Below are 20,484 nucleotides of genomic sequence, written 5' to 3'. Positions count from 1 at the left end.
GCGAGTGCCGAAGCGTGACGACATCAAACATGTGATGGTGATCGGGTCCGGCCCGATCGTCATCGGCCAGGCGTGCGAGTTCGACTACTCCGGCACCCAGGCCTGCCAGGTGCTGCGGGCCGAGGGCATCCGGGTCTCGCTGGTCAACTCCAACCCGGCCACGATCATGACCGACCCGGAGTTCGCCGACGCCACCTACGTCGAGCCGATCACTGGAGAGTTCGTCGAGCTGGTCATCGCCCGGGAGCGCCCCGACGCGATCCTGCCGACGCTGGGCGGCCAGACCGCGCTGAACACCGCGATCGCGCTGCACGAGAGCGGCGTCCTGGAGAAGTACGGTGTCGAGCTGATCGGCGCCAACGTCGAGGCCATCCGTAAGGGCGAGGACCGGCAACTCTTCAAGGACATCGTGGCCAAGGCGGGCGGCGAGACGCCGCGGTCCCGGGTCTGCCACTCCATGGACGAGGTACGGGAGACGGTCGCCGAGATCGGCCTGCCGGTCGTCATCCGGCCCTCGTTCACCATGGGCGGCCTCGGCTCGGGCATGGCGCACACGAGTGAGGACCTGGACCGGATCGCCGGCTCCGGCCTGGCCGCCTCCCCGGTGCACGAGGTGCTCATCGAGGAGAGCGTGCTCGGCTGGAAGGAGTACGAGCTCGAACTGATGCGCGACAAGCACGACAACGTCGTGGTCGTCTGCTCGATCGAGAACATCGACCCGATGGGCGTGCACACCGGCGACAGCGTCACCGTGGCCCCGGCCATGACGCTCACCGACCGGGAGTACCAGAAGCTTCGTGACCTGGGCATCGCCGTCCTCCGTGAGGTCGGCGTCGACACCGGCGGCTGCAACATCCAGTTCGCGATCAATCCGGACGACGGCCGGATGATCGTAATCGAGATGAACCCGCGGGTGTCCCGGTCGTCGGCGCTGGCGTCGAAGGCCACCGGCTTCCCGATCGCCAAGATCGCCGCGAAACTGGCGATCGGCTACACCCTCGACGAGATCCCCAACGACATCACGCTGAAGACGCCGGCCGCCTTCGAGCCGGCGCTCGACTACGTGGTCGTCAAGATCCCGCGGTTCGCGTTCGAGAAGTTCCCGGGCGCCGACAAGGAACTCACCACCACGATGAAGTCGGTCGGTGAGGCGATGAGCCTGGGCCGCAACTTCGCCGAGGCGCTCAACAAGGCCATGCGCTCGATGGAGACCAAGGCCGCCGGCTTCTGGACCGCGCCGACCTTCACCGACGTCGACGAGGCGCTGGAAGCCCTGCGCATCCCGCACGACGGCCGGCTCTACACGGTCGAGGCCGCGCTGCGGCTCGGCGCGACCGTCGAGCAGGTGCACCAGGCCAGCGGCCGGATCGACCCGTGGTTCCTGGACGAGATCCAGGCCCTGGTCGACCTGCGTGCCGAGATCCTGGCCTCCCCGGTCCTCGACGCCGAGCTGCTGCGCCGCGCCAAGCGGTCCGGGCTCTCCGACAAGCAGCTCGCGGCCCTGCGGCCCGAGCTGGCGGGTGAGGACGGGGTCCGGGTGCTGCGGCACCGGCTCGGCATCCGGCCGGTCTACAAGACCGTCGACACCTGCGCCGCCGAGTTCCAGGCGAACACCCCGTACCACTACTCGTCGTACGACGAGGAGACCGAGGTGGCGCCGAGCGACCGGCCCAAGGTGCTGATCCTGGGCTCCGGGCCGAACCGGATCGGCCAGGGCATCGAGTTCGACTACTCGTGCGTGCACGCTGTCCAGGCGCTCCGGGCGGTCGACTTCGAGACCGTCATGGTCAACTGCAACCCGGAGACGGTGTCGACCGACTACGACACCGCCGACCGGCTCTACTTCGAGCCGCTCACCTTCGAGGACGTCCTCGAGGTGTTCCACGCCGAGGACAGCTCCGGCAAGGCCGCCGGCGGCCCGGGCGTGATCGGGGTGATCGTGCAGCTCGGCGGTCAGACCCCGCTCGGCCTGGCGAACCGGCTCAAGGCGGCCGGCCTCCCGATCGTCGGCACCAGCCCGGAGTCGATCGACCTGGCCGAGGACCGCGGCCTGTTCGGCACGCTGCTGGCGGAGAACGGCCTGCGCTCGCCCGACCACGGCACCGCGACCAGCTTCGGCGAGGCCAAGGCGATCGCCGACTCGATCGGCTACCCGGTCCTGGTCCGCCCGTCCTACGTGCTCGGCGGCCGGGGCATGGAGATCGTCTACGACGAGCCCACCCTGAGGGGCTACATCGAGCGGGCCACCGAGATCTCGCCGGACCACCCGGTGCTGGTGGACCGGTTCCTCGACGACGCCATCGAGATCGACGTGGACGCGCTCTGCGACGCGACCGGCGAGGTCTACCTGGGTGGCGTCATGGAGCACATCGAGGAGGCCGGCATCCACTCCGGCGACTCGGCCTGCTCGCTGCCGCCGATCAACCTGGCCGCCCCGCACATCGCCGAGGTGCGCCGCTACACCGAGGCGCTGGCCCGGGGCATCGGCGTGCGCGGCCTGATGAACGTGCAGTACGCGCTCAAGGACGAGGCCCTCTACGTTCTGGAGGCGAACCCGCGCGCCTCGCGGACGGTGCCGTTCGTGTCGAAGGCGACCGCGGTGCCGCTGGCCAAGGCGGCCGCCCGGATCATGCTCGGCGCCACCATCGCCGAGCTGCGCGCCGAGGGCATGCTGCTGCCCTCCGGCGACGGCGGCGCCACCCCGCCCGGCGCGCCGATCGCGATCAAGGAGGCGGTGCTGCCGTTCAAGCGGTTCCGCACCCTGGCCGGCAACAACGTGGACAGCCTGCTCAGCCCGGAGATGAAGTCGACCGGCGAGGTGATGGGCATCGACGCCGGCTTCGGCCAGGCGTTCGCCAAGTCGCAGGCCGCGGCGTACGGCTCGCTGCCGACCAGCGGCAAGGTGTTCGTGTCGGTCGCCAACCGGGACAAGCGGTCGATGATCTTCCCGGTCAAGCGGCTCGCGGACCTGGGGTTCACCATCGTCACCACGTCCGGCACCGGTGAGGTGCTGCGCCGGTACGGCATCGAGTGCGAGATCGTCCCGAAGCACTACGAGGACCCGAGCAAGAAGAACGCGGTCGAGCTGATCCTGGCCGGCGAGATCGCGCTGATCATCAACACGCCGCAGGGCTCGGGCGCCAGTGCCCGCCTCGACGGCTACGAGATCCGCAGCGCCGCCGTCACCGCGGACGTGCCGAGCATCACCACCGTTCCGGGCGCCGCCGCCGCGGTGATGGGCATCGAGGCCCTCCGCGCCGGTGACATGACGGTCCGGCCGCTGCAGGAGCTGCACAAGCTGCTCAGGGGCGATCTCGCATGACCGTCACGACGAAGGTGGTCTAGGTGAACTTCTTCACCGACGTCGCCCGGCCGGCGCTGTTCCGGCTGGGCGGCGGCGACGCCGAGCACGCCCACGAGTGGACGCTGAACCGGCTCGCCCAGCTGCCCGCCCCGGCTCTTGCGGCCCTGCGCCGGCGGTACGCGTTCTCCGCCCCGGTCGACGTCTTCGGCGTCCGGTTCCCGAACCGGGTCGGCCTGGCCGCCGGCGTCGACAAGAACGGGGTCGCCCTGCAGGCGTGGCCGGCGCTCGGCTTCGGCTTCGTCGAGGTCGGCACGGTCACCGCGAAACCGCAGCCGGGCAACGACAAGCCACGCCTGTTCCGGGCCAAGGACAGCGAGGGCATCGTCAACCGGATGGGCTTCAACAACGCCGGCGCGGCCGCCCTGGCCGAGCGCCTGGCCGAGCTGGGCCCACCGGGGTCGGCCAAGCGGCCGGTGCCGATCGGTGTCTCCCTCGGCAAGTCGAAGGTGACGCCGTTGGAGGACGCGGTCGAGGACTACCTCGCCTCGTACCGCCTTCTGCAGTCCTACGCCGACTACATCGCGGTCAACGTGTCGTCGCCGAACACTCCCGGCTTGCGGACCCTGCAGGACAAGGACTCGATCGGGGCCCTGCTGCAGGCGCTGGCCGGTCCCGTGCCGGTGCTCGTCAAGATCGCTCCCGACCTGACCGAGCCGGCGATCGCCGAGCTGCTGGAGGTCTGCCTGGCGCACGGTGCGGCCGGCATCATCGCGACGAACACCACGCTGTCACGTGACGGGCTGGCCCCGGCCGACCGGCACCTGGCGAGCGAGGCCGGCGGCCTGTCCGGGGCGCCGCTGACCGCCCGGTCCCGCCAGGTGGTGCGGTTCGTGCACACCGAGAGCGGTGGCCGCCTGCCGATCATCGGGGTGGGCGGGATCATGTCGGCTGACGACGCGTCCCGGCTCCTCGACGCCGGGGCGTCGCTGGTCCAGCTCTACACCGGGTTCATCTACCGGGGGCCCGATCTTGTCAAGGCGGTCGCCCGCGGCGCCCGCCCGGTGCGGACCGCAGCCGCGCGGTGACCGCCACCGGGCGCGACGACGATCTCGCGCTCGACCACCTGTCCGGGCCGGCCGGCCCGGACAGGGGTGGCGCGGATGCCGCGTGGCGGGAGAGGCCCGGCCCGAGCGGGCCCAGCGCGGACGGGGCCGGCATGGACGGGGCCGGCGCGGCGCGGCTGCTGGCGCTGGACCGGGCGCACGTCTGGCATCCCTATGGGCCGATGCCCGGCCGCAGCGACCCCTACCTGGTGGAGAGCGCCGAGGGCGTGCGCCTGCGCCTGGCCGACGGCCGGGAACTGGTGGACGGGATGTCGTCCTGGTGGGCGGCGATCCACGGCTACCGGCACCCGGTTCTCGACGCGGCGCTGACCGGGCAGGCCGGCCGGATGAGCCACGTGATGTTCGGCGGGCTGACCCACGAGCCGGCGATCCGGCTGGCCGCCGAGTTGGTCGAGATCACCCCGCCGGGGCTGGAGCACGTCTTCCTCTGCGACTCCGGCTCGGTCGGGGTCGAGGTGGCGATCAAGATGGCGTTGCAGGCCCAGCGGGCCCTCGGCCGGCCGGGCCGGAGCCGTCTGGCCACCTGGCGTGGCGGATATCACGGCGATACTTTTCACCCGATGAGTGTCTGCGATCCGGTCGGCGGCATGCACAGCCTCTGGACCGGGGTGCTGCCTGCGCAGATCTTCGCGGAGGCGCCACCGGCGGAGTGGGACGACGGCTACGCCACCGCGCTGACCGACATGATCGAGCGGCACTCCGGCGAGATCGCCGCGGTGATCGTCGAGCCGGTGGTGCAGGGCGCGGGCGGCATGCGGTTCCACCATCCGGAATACCTGCGGGTGCTGCGCGAGGCGACCGCCGCGCACGGGATCTTCCTGATCTTCGACGAGATCGCCACCGGGTTCGGCCGGACCGGCCGGTTCTTCGGGGCCGATCACGCCGGTGTGAGCCCGGACATCATGTGCCTGGGCAAAGCGCTGACCGGCGGATACCTGACCCTGGCGGCGACGCTCTGCACCGGTGAGGTGGCGACCGCGATTTCAGCCGGGGAGGGCGGTGGACTGGCGCACGGCCCGACCTTCATGGGGAACCCGCTCGCGTGCGCGGTCGCCGGGGCCTCTCTGAGCCTCTTACGCGCCGGCGGGTGGGCCGAGCGCGTACCGATGATCGAAAAGGCCCTGCGAAGCGGCCTGGAGCCGCTACGCGGCGCGCGAGGGGTCGCTGACGTGCGTGTCCTGGGCGCCATCGGGGTGGTCCAGCTGGAGCACGACGTGGACGTGCCGGCGGCGACCGCGGCGGCGGTGGCCGAGGGCGTCTGGCTGCGGCCGTTCCGGGACCTGATCTACACCATGCCGCCGTTCGTCACGGACGACGCCGACGTGGCCCGCATTACCGCGGGAATCGCCGCCGCGGTGGCGGCTAGCTGACACGCGAGAGGGAATTGCTCATGGAGACCTTCGGTGAACGACTGCACGCGGCGGTAGCGGAGCGTGGCCCGCTGTGTGTCGGCATCGATCCGCACGCCTCTCTGTTGGCCCGTTGGGGACTCTCCGACGACATCGCCGGCCTGGAGCGCTTCGCCCGTACGGTGGTCGAGGCGCTGGCCGATCGGGTGGCCGTTCTGAAGCCACAGTCCGCATTTTTTGAGAGATTTGGGTCACGTGGCGTCGCTGTTCTTGAGTCAACTATCCGACAGTCGCGAGAGGCCGGCGCGATCGTCCTGCTCGACGTGAAACGGGGCGACATCGGTTCGACGATGGCCGCGTACGCCGACGCGTATCTGAATCCGGAGAGCACTCTCTGTTCCGACGCGATTACTGTGAGTCCCTATCTCGGAGTCGGATCTCTGCAGCCGGCGTTCGACCTGGCGGCCGCTCACGGGGGTGGCGTCTTCGTTCTCGCGCTGACTTCCAACCCCGAGGGCCCGGCCGTCCAGCACGCCGTCACGCCGTCCGGAAAAACTGTCGCGCAGACTGTGATCGATGAGATTTCCCAGGTCAACGCGGGTGCGGAGCCACTCGGCAGCCTCGGCCTCGTGGTCGGCGCGACGATCGGCGAGACCGGCCACGACCTCTCTGCGGTCAACGGCCCGCTGCTCGCGCCGGGCCTCGGAGCGCAGGGCGGGACGCCCGATGACCTGCGCGCGGTCTTCGGTGAGAGCCTTCACAACGTGTTGCCGTCGTACTCACGCGAGGTTCTCGCCGCGGGCCCCGGAATCGCCGATCTGCGGGCCGCCGCGGACCGAGTTCTGGCCGGCTGCCGCGCCGCCCTCGGGTGAAACGGCCTGCTTAGCAGCCTCCCGAAGAGCCGGACCGGGGGTACCCCCACGTTGCCGAAACCAGCTTTGACCGCTAGTTTTCCCGGCGCCGGGAACCACATGCCCCTTTGGTTCCCTGGCACACCACGTTTCACAGAAGCGCCGGTATTGAACCACCGCCGCGTAAGGGACCTGAGGAGAACTGGTGCCGCTCCCGTCACTGAGCCCCGAACAGCGCCAAGCCGCGCTGGAGAAGGCTGCGGAAGTCCGCAAGGCTCGGGCTGAGCTGAAGGAACAGCTCAAGTCCGGCAAGACCACCCTCGCCGCCGTGCTCGAGCGCGCGGAGGGCGACGAGGTCGTCGGCAAGCTGAAGGTCTCGGCCGTGCTTCAGGCGCTGCCGGGCATCGGCAAGATCCGTGCGACCCAGATCATGGAGAAGCTGAAGATCGCCGAGAGCCGCCGGCTCCGGGGTCTCGGCGACCAGCAGCGCAAGGCCCTCCTGGGGGAGTTCGCTGCGAACTGACTCATGGGCTCGTGTAGGAATGAGCCGTGAGCATGGATGACGACGCGCAGCCGGCAGCCCGCCTCACTGTCCTTTCCGGCCCCTCAGGGGTCGGAAAGGACAGTGTGATCGAGTTTGTCCGGCTGCGCTCGCCGTGGATCAAACTCTCGGTGTCGGTGACAACCCGCAAGAAACGCGACTACGAGACCGACGGCGAGCACTACCACTTCGTGACCAGGTCCGAGTTTCAGCGCCTGGTCGACGGCGGGCAACTGCTGGAGTGGGCGGAATTCGCGGGCAACCTCTACGGCACGCCCCGGGCACAGGTCGAGGGCTGGCTCCATCAGGGCCGGCCCGTTTTGCTGAAGATCGACCTTCAGGGCGCCCGGCAGGTGCGTGCGGCGATGCCGGAGGCGCAGCTGGTCTTCCTCGCCCCGCCGAGCGTCGAGGAGCTCCACCGCCGCCTGGTCGGCCGGGGGACCGACGACGAGGAGACGATCAAGCGCCGTCTGGCGCACGCGGACGAGGAACTCGCCGCGGAATCAGAGTTCGACCACACCGTCGTCAACGACTTCGTCGAACGTGCGGCTGACGAGCTGGTAGGATTACTCGGTTCGTTATACCTTGCACACGAGCATTAAGGATTTCACCACAGTGGGAACCATCGCGAACCCCGAAGGCATCACCAACCCGCCGATCGACGAGCTCCTCGACAAGACCTCGTCGAAGTACTCGCTGGTGATCTTCGCGGCCAAGCGCGCCCGCCAGGTCAACGCCTACTACAGCCAGCTCGGCGAGGGCCTGCTGGAATATGTCGGTCCGCTGGTGGAGACCACCCCGCAGGAGAAGCCGCTCTCCATCGCCATGCGGGAGATCAACGCCGGCCTGCTGACCGCCGAGGCGACTGACAACCCTTGATCTGTTTAGGCCTAGTGGTCCCGCGTCCCGCATCATGGGCGCGGGATCAATTGTTTATCCGAGGTGAATCCGTGCCGATGGTGATGCCGTGACCGAGATCGTGTTGGGTGTGGGCGGGGGGATCGCCGCCTACAAGGCGTGCGAGCTGCTGCGGCTGTTCACCGAGTCGGGGCACGGCGTGCGGGTGGTCCCGACCGATTCGGCCCTGAGGTTCGTCGGTGAGCCCACCTGGTCGGCGCTCTCCGGACGTCCGGTCGCCACCGGCGTCTGGGACGACGTGCACGAGGTGCCGCACGTGCGGATCGGCCGGTCCGCCGAACTCGTCGTGGTCGCTCCGGCCACCGCCGACCTGCTGGCCAAGGCCGCCCACGGGATCGCCGACGATCTGCTCACCAACACGCTGCTCACGGCGACCTGCCCGGTCGTGTTCGCGCCGGCCATGCACACCGAGATGTGGGAGAACCCGGCCACCCGGGCGAACGTGGCGACCCTGCGCGAGCGTGGGGCGATCGTGATCGAGCCCGCGGTGGGACGGCTGACCGGGAAGGACACCGGCAAGGGCCGGCTTCCCGACCCGGCGGCGATCTTCGAGATCGCGCTGCGCGTACACCGCAGGGGTGTTGATCTCGATCTTGCCGGCCGGCACGTGGTGGTCACCGCCGGTGGCACGCGGGAGCCGCTCGACCCGGTCCGGTTCCTGGGGAACCGCTCCTCCGGCAAGCAGGGCTACGCGCTGGCCAAGGCCGCCGTCGCGCGCGGCGCCAGAGTGACCCTCGTCTCAGCGAACGTGTCGCTGCCCGATCCCGCCGGGGTGGACATCGTCCGAGTCGGCACGACCGAGGAACTGCGCAAGGCCACCGTCGAGGCGGCCGCCTCGGCCGACGTCGTCGTGATGGCGGCGGCGCCCGCCGACTTCCGGCCCGCGACGGTCGCCGAGCAGAAGATCAAGAAGACCGAGGCGGGTGTGCCCGAAGCGATCACCCTGGTCACGAACCCGGACATCGCCGCCGAACTGGGTGCCAACAAGATGCCCGGCCAGTTGCTCGTCGCGTTCGCCGCGGAGACCCACGACGCCCTGGAGAACGCCCGCGGCAAGCTGGCCCGCAAGCGCGCGGATCTGATCGTCGTCAACGAGGTCGGTGTCGACCGCGTCTTCGGCCAGGACCGCAACACCGTCACCCTGCTGGGGGCCGACGGGTTCACCGCCACTCATGGGGAACTCCCCAAAGACGATGTGGCGGATATGATTTTCGATCAAGTCGCCTCGCGCCTGGATGCCCAGGACCCCTAACGCTCGGCGAGTCTGACTACACTCTCGCGTTACGCTGTATTCGACAAATCTGAGGAGCGCCGTGGCACGCCGCCTGTTCACCTCCGAGTCGGTCACGGAAGGCCACCCGGACAAGATCGCTGACCAGATCAGCGACGGGATTCTCGATGCCCTGCTCGCGCAGGACCCGCGCAGCCGCGTCGCGGTGGAGACCCTGATCACCACCGGTCAGGTGCACGTGGCCGGTGAGGTCACCACCCAGGCCTACGCCGACATTCCCAAGATTGTTCGCGACACCATCCTCGCGATCGGTTACGACTCGTCGAAGAAGGGTTTCGACGGCGCCTCCTGCGGCGTGAGCGTCTCCATCGGCTCGCAGTCGCCCGATATCGCCCAGGGTGTCGACACCGCCATCGAGGAGCGCCAGGGTGAGGCCGGCGACTCGCTGGACAGCCAGGGTGCCGGCGACCAGGGCATGATGTTCGGGTTCGCCTGCTCCGAGACGCCCGAGCTGATGCCGCTGCCGATCGCGCTGGCGCACCGCCTGGCCCGCCGGCTCTCCGCCGCGCGCAAGGACGGCACGATCCCCTACCTGCGTCCCGACGGCAAGACCCAGGTCACCATCGAGTACGACGGCCTTCGTCCCGTCCGCCTCGACACGGTCGTCGTCTCGTCGCAGCACGCCGCCGACATCTCGCTCGAGTCGCTGCTCACGCCGGACGTTCGTGAGCACGTCATCGGCCCCGAGCTGGAAGGCCTCGGCATCGACACCGAGGGTTACCGGCTGCTGGTGAACCCGACCGGCCGGTTCGAGATCGGTGGCCCGATGGGCGACGCCGGCCTCACCGGTCGCAAGATCATTGTTGACACCTACGGTGGTTACGCCCGGCACGGTGGCGGCGCGTTCTCCGGCAAGGACCCGTCCAAGGTCGACCGTTCCGCGGCGTACGCGATGCGCTGGGTCGCCAAGAACGTGGTCGCCGCAGGCCTCGCCGAGCGTTGCGAGACCCAGGTCGCCTACGCGATCGGCAAGGCTCACCCGGTCAGCCTGTTCGTCGAGACGTTCGGCACCGAGAACGTGCCGGTGGAGCGCATCGAGAAGGCCATCAAGGAGGTCTTCGACCTGCGTCCGGCCGCGATCATCCGCGACCTCGACCTGATGCGCCCGATCTACCAGCAGACCGCGGCGTACGGCCACTTCGGCCGTGACCTGCCGGACCTGCGCTGGGAGAGCACCGACCGCGCCCAGGACCTGAAGAACGCCGCGTCCTGAGCAACGGCTCGTTGCGGCCGGCGTCTCCTCGCGGGGACGCCGGCCGTTTTCATGCCGTCCGTCGAGATCGACCTCCGCGCCTCGACGGTGGCCCGCCTCACTCATTGACGCCGGCCTCTCCCTCCGCGCTGCGTACGTCGCGTTGCCGCGCCCGTCACGTGTGTGCTCGCATCCAGCGCGCTGGCCCGGCCCGCCGGCCATAGTTCCGGCGTGCTGCCGCGTCCGGATTTCGTGTGTGAGCGACGGCTTGGGGTGTCGGGCGTCGCTGGGCCGGGGCTTCGGTCGCTGGCAGATCTTGGTGACGAGCTGTGGTGATGGCTCGGAAGTCGGCAGTTGCTGCAGCTCACGCCTTGGTGGATGACGTTGTGCCGACCGGGATCACTGAACGGCTTTCGCGCATGGCCTGGGCGTCATAAAGGGGACCTATGGCTTCTCACCCCGCTCTTCACGGGCTCGGGGCGGCAGCCACAGCCAGTCGGGCTGTTGTGGGTCGCCGGGCGGGATCGGCTACGGGGCTCGGCGGAATGTCAGAGGGGGCGGGCAGAATGTTCGGCGATGGCAAGCAAGGGGATGCGCAGTGAGCGGGAGCCGGCGGAGCGGCTGCCCGTCGCCAGGGTGTGCGTCGACATGCCACTGGCGCATCTCGACCGGCCGTTCGACTATCTGATCTCCTCTGCCGATGACGAGGCGGCGCAGCCCGGCGTCCGGGTGAAGGTGCGGTTCGCCGGGCAGTTGGTGAGCGGGTTCCTGCTGTCCCGCGTTGAGGCCTCCGACCACGGTGGCAAGCTGGCCTATCTAGACAAAGTGGTCTCGCCCGAGCGGGTCCTCGATCCGGAGATCGCCGGGCTGGCCCGTGCGGTCGCTGATCGCTATGCGGGCAATCTCGCGGATGTGCTCCGGCTGGCAGTGCCGCCCCGCCACGCTCGGGTGGAGTCCCAGGCGGCGGCTGTGCGCGGGGCCGAGAGCGGCGTGGCGGCTGCGCGCGGGGCTGAGGGCGAAGCAGCGGCGGAGCGAGGGGCTGCGGCGGACGAGGCGGCCTTGCGGGGGGCCGAGGGCGAGACGGCGGCTGCGCTAGGGGCCGGGGGCGAGGCAGCCGCTTCGCAGAGGGCGGAGGGTGAGGCGGCGGCTGCGCGCGAGGGCGAGGCGGGAGCTGGCGATCCTGTCCCCGCCGACGCGGCTGGGCCGGTAGCCGACGAGGGCGGTTCGGTGTCTGGGGCGGCTGGGCCGGTAGCCGACGAGGGCGGTTCGGTGTCGGGAGCGGCAGGGGCGGTAATTGCGGAGGCTGGGGCGGATCTTGCAGGGATTCGGGAGCCGGTGGAGGGCGGTTGGGATGCCTATCCGGCCGGGAGCGCCTATCTGCGGGCGCTGACGGACGGACGGCCCGCCCGAGCCGTGTGGTCGGCGCTGCCGGGTGAGGACTGGCCGCTCCGGATCGCCGAAGCGGCCGCGGCCACCGTGCGCGGTGGACGTGGCGTGGTGATCGTCGTCGCCGACGCCCGCGATCTCGAGCGGGTCGACCACGCGCTCACCAGGGTGCTCGGGGAGGGGCGGCACGTCGCCCTGAACGCGGCGCTCGGGCCGGCCGAGCGCTACCGGCGTTTTCTGGCGGCCAGCCGGCATCAGGTCCCCGTGGTCGCCGGCACGCGAGCGGCGATGTGGGCGCCCGTCCCCGATCTGGGGCTCGTGGTGATCTGGGACGACGGTGACGACCTGCACGCCGAGCCGCGGGCTCCCTATCCGCACGCGCGGGACGTTCTGCTCACCCGGGCGCGCCTGGCGGACTGTGCGGCGCTGGTGGGCGGCTTCGCGCGTACCGGTGAGGGGCAGTTGTTGCTGGAGACCGGCTGGGCCCGGGAGATCGCCGCGGACCGTGCGACGCTGCGGCGGCGTTCGCCCGCGATCGCGCCGACCGGCGACGACTCGCAGTTGGCCCGCGACCCGGGTGCGGTGAGCGCCCGCCTGCCGAGCCTGGCCTGGCAGGCCGCGAAGCAGGCCCTGCAGGCCGGTGCGCCGGTGCTGGTGCAGGTGCCGCGGCGCGGCTACCTGCCGTCGGTGGCGTGTGCGGAGTGCCGCACCCCGGCGCGCTGCCCGAAGTGTTCCGGGCCGCTCGGGCTGCACGGGGCGCGGGATGTCCCGGTCTGTCACTGGTGCGGGCGGGGGTCGGCCGACTACAGCTGTCCCAACTGCCAGGATCGACGGCTGCGGGCGTCCGTTATCGGGGCTCGGCGCACCGCCGAGGAGATGGGCCGGGCGTTCGCGGGTTATCCGGTGCGTACCTCCGGGCGTGAAGATGTGCTGACCAGTGTGCCGGCCGAGGCCGCTCTGGTGGTGTCCACGCCGGGCGCTGAGCCGGTGGCCGAGGGTGGGTTCGGCGCGGTGCTGCTGCTCGACACCTGGGCGCTGCTCAGCCGGGCCGATCTGCGGGCCGCCGAGGAGACGATGCGGCGCTGGCTGAACGCCGCGGCGCTGGCCCGTCCCGCGCACGACGGCGGGCGGGTGGTCGTGGTCGCCGATGGGTCGCTGGCCCCGGTGCAGGCGTTGCTGCGGTGGGATCCGGGTTGGTTCGCGGCCCGGGAGCTGGCCGAGCGGCGTGATCTCGGGTTTCCGCCGGCCGCGCGGATGGCCAGCGTGACCGGGCAGGCCACGGCGGTGGCCGAGCTGTTGTCGCTGGCCCGGCTGCCGGACGGCGCCGAGGTGCTGGGGCCGGTCCCGGCGACCGAGGAACAGGAGCGGATGCTGCTGCGGGTGGCCCGGTCGCGGGCCGCCGATCTGGCACACGCGCTGCACGAGGCCGCGGGGGTGCGCAGCGCGCGCAAGGCCGCGCTGCCGGTCCGTATCCAGGTGGATCCGGCCGACTTGTTCTAACCCGCGACGGCTCGCGGCGGCCTGCGGCGTTGTGCGGCGGCTCGCAGTGGTCTGCGGCGGCTCGGGGCGGCTCCGGGCGGCTCGGCGCGGGCTGCGGCGGCTCGGGGCGGCTCCGGGCGGCTCGGCGCGGGCTGCGGCGGTGCGCATTCGGTCCGGGGCGGGCCGGGACGGGCCGGACGGGCTGCGGCGGTCCGCGGTTGTGGGTGCGATGGTCCACGGTTCTGATCCAGGACCGTCGCGGTTTCTGATTCATGACCGCCGTGACGGGGCGACCGCTGTCACCCTCAGCGTTGCGCGGGTCACTCCGTAGACTGGTCGTGTGCCGTCCACCAGAGTCAGGAGTCTCACCGCGTGACTGTTCAGTCCATCCGTCTCTTCGGCGATCCGGTGCTGCGCACGCCGGCCGATGCCGTCGTCGATTTCGACAAGGAACTGCGCAAGCTGGTGAAGGACCTGATCGAGACGATGCAGGACCAGGGTGGCGCCGGCCTGGCCGCCCCGCAGCTCGGTGTGGGCCTCCGCGTGTTCAGCTTCGACATCGATGACGTGGTCGGGCACATCGTCAACCCGGTGCTGTCCTTCCCCGACGAGGAGGAGCAGGACGGCCCTGAGGGCTGCCTGTCCATCCCGGGCATCTACGTCGACACCAAGCGCCGGCAGAATGTGATCGCCAATGGCTTCAACGAGCACGGCGACCCGGTCCAACTGGTCGGCACCGGCCTGATGGCCCGCTGCGTCCAGCATGAGACCGACCACCTCGACGGTGTCCTCTTCCTGGACCGGCTGGACGCCGCGGCCCGCAAGGACGCGATGAAGCAGATCCGTTCCGCGGAGTGGTACGACGCTGCCAAGCCCCCCACGATCAAGGACAGCCCGCACGGCCGGGGCGTCTTCGGGTCCGGTCTCTTCAGCCCGGGCCGGTGATCGGATGCGCCTGATCTTCGCGGGGACTCCCGAGGTCGCGCTGCCGAGCCTGGAGGCGATCGCCGCTTCCGGGCACGAGCTGATCGCCGTCGTGACCCGTCCGGACGCGCCGGCCGGCCGTGGTCGTCGCCTGGTCCGCTCGCCTGTCGGCGCCTGGGCGGACGAGCGCGGTCTGGAGGTGCTGACTCCGGCGAAGCCGCGGGAGCCCGAGTTCCAGGAGCGGCTGCGGCAGCTCGCGCCCGACTGTGTGCCCGTCGTGGCGTACGGCGCTCTGGTCCCGCCGTCCGCGTTGGAGATTCCCAAGCGCGGCTGGGTGAACCTGCACTTCTCGCTGCTGCCCTCGTGGCGGGGGGCCGCGCCCGTGCAGCATGCGGTGCTGCACGGCGACGAGGTGACCGGTGCGAGCGTCTTCGAGCTGGAGGCGGGCCTGGACACCGGGCCGGTCTACGGCACGCTGACCGATCAGATCCGGTTCAACGACACTTCCGGCACCCTGCTGGCGCGGCTGGCCGTCGAGGGCGCGGGCCTGCTGGTGGCGGTGCTCGACTCCATCGAGGCGGGCACGACGCGGGCGCATCCGCAGCCCGCGGACGGCGTCTCGTTCGCGCCGAAGCTGACCGCCGAGGACGCCCGGGTCCGCTGGGACGATCCGGCGTTCGCGGTGGACCGGCGGATCCGGGCGTGCACCCCGGCTCCCGGCTCCTGGACGACGTTGCGTGACGAGAGGCTGAAACTGGGCCCGGTGCGGCCGGTGGCGAACGCGCCGGCGCTGCGGCCGGGTGAGCTGCTGGTCGAGCGCAAACAGGTGCTGGCCGGCACCGCCACCACACCGGTGCAACTCGGTGAGGTGCGCGCGGCGGGGAAGAAGCCGATGTCCGCGACCGACTGGGCGCGTGGCATGCGGATCGAAGCAGGGGAGAAACTGGCGTGATCGACTGCACCGCAGCGAAGCAAGGGCCAGGAGAGCACGCCGAAAGGAACACAGCGTGATCGACTGCACCGCAGCGAAGCAAGGGCCAGGAGAGCACGCCGAAAGGAACACAGCGTGATCGACTGCACCGCAGCAAAGCGCGGAGCGGGAGCGCACGCCGAAAAGGAGCCCAGCGTGACTTCGCGGGGCGAGACTTCAGAAAGCGGGATTCAGGCGTGACGGAACACAGGGCGCCGCGTCCGCACGGCGGACGGCCGAGCCGGCCGAGCGGCCCCGGCCATCCCCGGGACGGGCGCAGCGGCACTGCCCCGCGTGCTGGCCGGCCTCCGGCGGACCCGGCCCGGCAGGCGGCGTACGAGGCGGTCGCGGCGGTACACCGCGATGACGCGTACGCGAACCTGGTCCTCTCCGACATTCTCAGCGGCATGGGCCTGCACGGGCGGGACGCGGCGTTCGCGACCGAGCTGACCTATGGCACGTTGCGTGCGCTCGGCACCCTCGATCTGATCATCGCCGCGGCCGCCGAGCGGGACGTGGCCCGGATCGACCCGCCGGCCCGTGACGCGCTGCGGTTGGGCGTCTATCAGCTTCTCTACACCCGGGTGCCGTCGCACGCCGCGGTGAACCAGACCGTCGACCTGGTCCGCTCGGTGGCGCCGGGCGCGTCCGGTTTCGCCAACGCGGTGATGCGCACGGTCTCGGAGACCTCGCTCGACAGCTGGCTGGAGCGGATCGCCCCGTCCTACGAGGCCGACCCGGTGGGCAACCTGTCGGTCATGCACCACCACCCGCAGTGGGTGATCCGGTCGTTCGCCGAGGCGCTCGGCGGTGACCTGGAGGAGACGGCCCGTCTGCTGATCGAGGACAACCAGCCGCCGGTGGTGCACCTGTGCGCCCGTCCGGGGCGGGTCGACGCGGTCGACCTGGCCGACGAGGTGGGCGGGGTGCCCGGCGCGTTCTCGCCGTACTCGGTCTATCTCAACGGTGGCGCGCCACGCGAGATGGCGGCCATCCGTGAGGGTCGCGCGCACGTGCAGGACGAGGGTTCGCAGCTGGTGGCCGCCGCGCTGCTGGCGGCCCCGATCGAGGGACAGGACACCCGCTGGCTCGACCTGTGTGCCGGCCCGGGTGGCAAGACCGGCCTGATGGGTGCGATCGCCGCGGGCCGGGGCGCCGAGGTGACCGCGGTCGAGGTGTCCGAGCACCGTGCCCGGCTGGTGGACAGCGCGTGCGAGGGCATGCCGGTGACGGTGCTGCCGATGGACGGCCGTTCGGTGGGCCGGGACCCGGACCTGCCGGAGGAGGCGTTCGACCGGGTGCTGGTCGACGCGCCGTGCACCGGGCTGGGGTCGCTGCGGCGCCGGCCGGAGTCGCGGTGGCGGCGGCAGCCGGCCGACCTGCCGCCGCTCACCCGGTTGCAGCGGGAGCTGCTGGTGGCGGCGTTGCGGGCGGTGCGCCCGGGTGGCGTGGTGGCGTACGTGACGTGTTCTCCGCACATGGTGGAGACCCAGGTGACGGTGAGCGAGGGGGCCCGGCGCAGCGGCGTCGAGGTCGACTTCGTGGACGCCCGGCCGCTGCTGCCGCCGGGCATGCCGGGGCTGGGCCCGGGGCCGACGGTGCAGCTGTGGCCGCACCGCCACGGCACGGACGCGATGTTCCTGGCCGTCCTACGACGGACGAGCTGAGCCGAGGGCGCAGACGGACGAGCTGAGCGGGGGCCGTACCGGCTGACGTGAAAGCCGTAGCAGCGATCGGGGCCGCCGGATGGAATGCCGGCGGCCCGGTCTCACGCGGTCGTTTGCTCTCGGGCGTCTTTCTCCCGCATCCCGAGCGACGCCTTTTCGAGTTTGGTCTTCAGGATCCGGGCGAGGGGTTTCTCCACGAGCCGGTGCAGCAGCCAGGCGAGGACCAGCAGGATGCCGATGACCCCGGCGAGCACCAGCAGCCGTGGCCGCAGCTCGTGGAGCCCGTGCACGAGCGAGAAGCCGACGGTCTGGTGGATCAGGTAGAACGGGTAGGTCAGTGCGCCGGCCCAGGTGAGCCATCGCCATTGGATGCGGGCGGTCCAGCCCACGGCGATGACCGCCATCACGACGAAGAACAACGTCACCACGACCATGGCGACCCGCGGGTCCAGGGTGGGGTCCTTGATGTCGGAGCTCATTGCCTTCAACCGGCCCACCGCGTTGTGCATCGCCAACGCCCAGGACAACCCGGCCAGGCCCCACAGTTGCAGGTCGGAGCCGAACCGGTGGATCAGGAAGAACGCGATGCCGGCCACGAAGAACGGGGCGTACTTCGGCTGGAACACCAGCGTGAGCAGCGGATCCTTCGACCCCTTGGCGAGCACGCCGAGCACCAGCCAGCCGTAACCGAACAGCACGGTGCGTTTCATGGTCAGCCCGCGCCAGAGCAGGACCACGGCGAACAGCAGATAGAACCGCATCTCCGCCCAGAGCGTCCAGTACGACCCGTCCACGTTCGGGATGCCCAGCGGCAGGTTGAGCATGGTCAGGTTGACGATCACCTGGTCCCACGGCAGCCGTGTGCCGACGACCGGCCAGAACGCCACCACGGTGGTGCTGATCAGGACGGCCGGCCAGAACGCGGGGAAGAGACGGACCACGCGGGACCGGAAGAACTGTCCGGGGCTGCGGCCCCAGGAGCTCATGCAGATCACGAAACCGCTGATCATGAAGAACAGTTCGACCCCGAGCCAGCCGTACGAGGCGACGGAGTAGAAGGCCGGGAACACGGTCGAGGGGCGGCCCTCCCACGCGTCGCGAGCGATGTAGGTGCCACCCAGATGGAAGAAGGCGACGGCGAGCGCGGCCAGCAGGCGGAGCCCGTCGATGACCGCGATCCGGCTGCCGCGGCGGGGCGGTGGACCAGTTGCCGACGAGGGCTGTTTGGGCAGGTGGCGCTGCTCCACCGTCGCTGTCATGGGGCGGAACCTTACCTACTCGCGCGGATTTGCCACAGCCGCGGTCTCAGGTCGCCTGCCACGGCATGGTTCCCGGGGTCATAAACTGCTCAGGTGACCGCATCGCCCATCATCGCGCCGAGCATTCTCGCCTCCGACTTCTCCCGCCTGGCGGAGGAGGTGCGGGCGATCGAGGGCGCGGCCGACTGGGCGCACGTGGACGTCATGGACAACCACTTCGTGCCGAACCTGACGATCGGCCTGCCGGTGGTGCAGAGCCTGCGCAAGGCGACGAGCATCCCGTTCGACGTGCACCTGATGATCACCGACCCGCAGCGCTGGGCTCCGGCGTATGCCGAGGCGGGGGCGTACAACGTCACCTTCCACGCCGAGGCCTGTGACGACCCGGTGGCGTTGGCGAAGACCTTGCGCTCGGCCGGCGCCAAGGCGGGCCTGGCGATCGACCGGGACACCCCCGTCGAGCCGTACCTGGAGTTGCTGCCCTACTTCGACACTCTCCTGATCATGACGATCAAGGCGGGATTCGGTGGTCAGGCGTTCATGCCGGAGATGCTCGGCAAGGTGCGTGACGTGCGCCGCCGGGCCGACGTCAACGAGCTGGAGCTCCGCATCGAGGTGGACGGCGGCATCGCGGCCGACACCATCGAGCAGGCCGCCGAGGCGGGGGCCGACGCGTTCGTGGCGGGGACGGCGGTTTACGGCGCGGCCGACCCGGCCGAGGCGATCCGGAAACTCCGCGGTCTCGCCGCGGCACGCATGGGACTGGCGTGAGGGGCCGGTCAGGGACCATCATCGAGCCTTACGTTCCGGCGTTTGCAGGAAGGTGCGATGAGCACGGCTGAGCCGCGACCCGAGATCGATCCCGAACTCGACCCCGACGAGGGTCCTGACCTCATCCTGGTGGTCGACGACGACAAGGACATCGCGAGCTTCGTCGAGTTCAATCTCAAGCTGCGGGGTTTCGAGGTGATCCGGGCGAAGGACGGCCAGGAAGCGCTCGAACTCATGGAGACGCACCGGCCGGACCTCGCCGTGATCGACTGGATGATGCCGCGGATGGACGGGGTCGAGCTGATCCGGCAGTTACGGGCCGAACCGCTCACCTCCGCGCTTCCGGTGATCATGCTGACCGCGAAGGGCCTGACCGGCGACAAGGTCTACGGCCTGTCCGCGGGGGCGGACGACTACCTGGTCAAGCCGTTCGACCTGGAGGAGCTGATCGCCCGAGTCTCCAACACGCTGCGCCGTCACAAGGACGCCCGTGAGGTGTCGCCGTTGACCGGCCTTCCCGGCAACGCCCGGGTGCGGCGGGAGATCAACGAGCGGATGCGCGCCGGTGGGGACTACTCGGTCGGCTACATCGACGTGGACCGGTTCAAGAGCGTCAACGACGTGTACGGGTTCGACCGCGGCGACGACTTCATCATCGCGCTGGCCCGCAGTCTGCAGCGGGCGGCCGGCCAGACCGGCAAGCCGTCGATCTTCCTCGGGCACATCGGCGGCGACGACTTCGTGTTCATCTGTGAGCCCGACCAGGTGCTGCCGCTGACCCAGCGGACGGTCACCGACTTCGAGCAGGCCGCCGACCGGTTGTACGAGCCGGGTGACGCGCAGCGCGGTTACATCGAGGTGCCCGACCGGCGCGGCAACAAGCAGAAGGCGGCGCTGGTGACCCTCTCCATCGGGGTGGCGCAGGCGACCGAGGACGGGCGCCGGTTCACCGACCCCCGGGTGGTGATCGCCGTGGCTTCGGAGATGAAGAAGGTCGCCAAGTCGCAGCCGGGTTCCTACGTCGCGATCGATCGTCGCCGCAGCGACGCCGAGTGATCCGCCGGGGCCATTCCCCACCCGGGCCGATTGTGAAGTAGGTCGCGGGGGAGGTGGCAAACTCCCGGGAAAGTGCAAGACTCTGGGGTGACCCACCACGCGCTGGCGGGACTCGGTGAAATTCCGAACCGGCGGTGATCCGACGCGCAAGCGACGGTAAGCCCGCGACCCGGACGACGTTCTTCGAAACGGCGGACGGTGGACCTGGTGAGACTCCAGGGCCGACGGTTGATCAGCTGGAGAGCTGGTCAGACAGTCCGGATGGGAGACAGCGCGCGGAATCGGACGGTCGTGCCTTCGACGGCACGATTTGACCGGGGTGCGCGAAGCGTACCCTCGTGTCTGATTCTCGGCGTTCTCTCCTCACCTCTCAGCGCGTGACCGCTCCGCGTGAGAGGACCA

Annotated in this window: 16 protein-coding genes and 1 riboswitch; of the genes, 15 read left to right on the top strand and 1 reads right to left on the bottom strand. The window is 70.4% G+C overall.

Annotated elements, in window-relative coordinates; genetic code table 11:
• Positions 1–4: 4 nt before the first annotated feature.
• From carB to QLQ12_RS33695, 13 genes are all read left to right on the top strand, one after another.
• Positions 5–3,322: a carbamoyl-phosphate synthase large subunit gene (carB, locus tag QLQ12_RS33755; protein WP_282764779.1), complete on the top strand. Its 3,318-nt coding sequence runs from the start codon at positions 5–7 to the stop codon at positions 3,320–3,322.
• A 23-nt stretch (positions 3,323–3,345) separates the two neighbouring features.
• Positions 3,346–4,389, top strand: coding sequence for a quinone-dependent dihydroorotate dehydrogenase (locus QLQ12_RS33750; protein WP_282764778.1), 1,044 nt, complete (start codon positions 3,346–3,348; stop codon positions 4,387–4,389).
• A 131-nt stretch (positions 4,390–4,520) separates the two neighbouring features.
• Entirely contained in the window at positions 4,521–5,798 is a 1,278-nt protein-coding gene (locus QLQ12_RS33745; RefSeq protein ID WP_282764833.1) for an adenosylmethionine--8-amino-7-oxononanoate transaminase, read from the top strand.
• Positions 5,799–5,818: 20 nt separating this feature from the next.
• A complete protein-coding gene (gene pyrF, locus QLQ12_RS33740) occupies positions 5,819–6,649 on the top strand; it encodes an orotidine-5'-phosphate decarboxylase (RefSeq protein WP_282764777.1) in 831 nt (276 codons plus the stop codon).
• A 184-nt stretch (positions 6,650–6,833) separates the two neighbouring features.
• Positions 6,834–7,151 carry an integration host factor, actinobacterial type gene (gene mihF, locus QLQ12_RS33735; protein WP_043528493.1) on the top strand — a complete coding sequence of 106 codons (318 nt, stop codon included), beginning with the start codon at positions 6,834–6,836 and terminating at the stop codon, positions 7,149–7,151.
• Positions 7,152–7,183: 32 nt separating this feature from the next.
• Positions 7,184–7,771: a guanylate kinase gene (gmk, locus tag QLQ12_RS33730; protein WP_282764776.1), complete on the top strand. Its 588-nt coding sequence runs from the start codon at positions 7,184–7,186 to the stop codon at positions 7,769–7,771.
• 13 nt (positions 7,772–7,784) lie between these two features.
• The gene (rpoZ, locus tag QLQ12_RS33725; protein ID WP_015623990.1) at positions 7,785–8,048 is read left to right on the top strand and encodes a DNA-directed RNA polymerase subunit omega; all 264 of its coding nucleotides are present in this window, start codon (positions 7,785–7,787) and stop codon (positions 8,046–8,048) included.
• 88 nt (positions 8,049–8,136) lie between these two features.
• A complete protein-coding gene (gene coaBC, locus QLQ12_RS33720; protein WP_282764775.1) occupies positions 8,137–9,339 on the top strand; it encodes a bifunctional phosphopantothenoylcysteine decarboxylase/phosphopantothenate--cysteine ligase CoaBC in 1,203 nt (400 codons plus the stop codon).
• A 61-nt stretch (positions 9,340–9,400) separates the two neighbouring features.
• Positions 9,401–10,591 carry a methionine adenosyltransferase gene (metK, locus tag QLQ12_RS33715; RefSeq protein ID WP_282764774.1) on the top strand — a complete coding sequence of 397 codons (1,191 nt, stop codon included), beginning with the start codon at positions 9,401–9,403 and terminating at the stop codon, positions 10,589–10,591.
• Between the two features lie 555 nt (positions 10,592–11,146).
• Positions 11,147–13,456 (top strand): primosomal protein N', encoded by a 2,310-nt coding sequence (locus tag QLQ12_RS33710; RefSeq protein WP_282764773.1) that lies wholly within the window; start codon positions 11,147–11,149, stop codon positions 13,454–13,456.
• Between the two features lie 351 nt (positions 13,457–13,807).
• Complete coding sequence (gene def, locus QLQ12_RS33705; RefSeq protein ID WP_282764772.1) at positions 13,808–14,380, top strand: peptide deformylase; 573 nt, start codon at positions 13,808–13,810, stop codon at positions 14,378–14,380.
• Between the two features lie 4 nt (positions 14,381–14,384).
• A complete protein-coding gene (gene fmt / locus QLQ12_RS33700; RefSeq protein ID WP_282764771.1) occupies positions 14,385–15,311 on the top strand; it encodes a methionyl-tRNA formyltransferase in 927 nt (308 codons plus the stop codon).
• 215 nt (positions 15,312–15,526) lie between these two features.
• Positions 15,527–16,996, top strand: coding sequence for an RsmB/NOP family class I SAM-dependent RNA methyltransferase (locus QLQ12_RS33695; RefSeq protein ID WP_282764770.1), 1,470 nt, complete (start codon positions 15,527–15,529; stop codon positions 16,994–16,996).
• 101 nt (positions 16,997–17,097) lie between these two features.
• Here the strand turns inward: QLQ12_RS33695 and QLQ12_RS33690 are convergent, their stop codons facing one another.
• Positions 17,098–18,255, bottom strand: coding sequence for an acyltransferase family protein (locus tag QLQ12_RS33690; RefSeq protein WP_282764769.1), 1,158 nt, complete (start codon positions 18,253–18,255; stop codon positions 17,098–17,100).
• Positions 18,256–18,348: 93 nt separating this feature from the next.
• On the opposite strand from QLQ12_RS33690, the gene rpe reads away from it, so the two are divergent.
• Positions 18,349–19,026 (top strand): ribulose-phosphate 3-epimerase, encoded by a 678-nt coding sequence (gene rpe, locus QLQ12_RS33685; protein ID WP_282764768.1) that lies wholly within the window; start codon positions 18,349–18,351, stop codon positions 19,024–19,026.
• A 57-nt stretch (positions 19,027–19,083) separates the two neighbouring features.
• A complete protein-coding gene (locus tag QLQ12_RS33680; protein ID WP_282764767.1) occupies positions 19,084–20,082 on the top strand; it encodes a GGDEF domain-containing response regulator in 999 nt (332 codons plus the stop codon).
• A gap of 97 nt (positions 20,083–20,179) precedes the next feature.
• A riboswitch (FMN riboswitch) is annotated at positions 20,180–20,359 on the top strand.
• Positions 20,360–20,484: the final 125 nt, after the last annotated feature.

The organism is Actinoplanes sandaracinus, assembly GCF_030009775.1.
GTDB lineage: Bacteria > Actinomycetota > Actinomycetes > Mycobacteriales > Micromonosporaceae > Actinoplanes > Actinoplanes sandaracinus.
The sequence above is the reverse complement of the archived record's forward strand: the minus strand, read 5'-3'. Positions and strand labels throughout refer to the sequence as shown.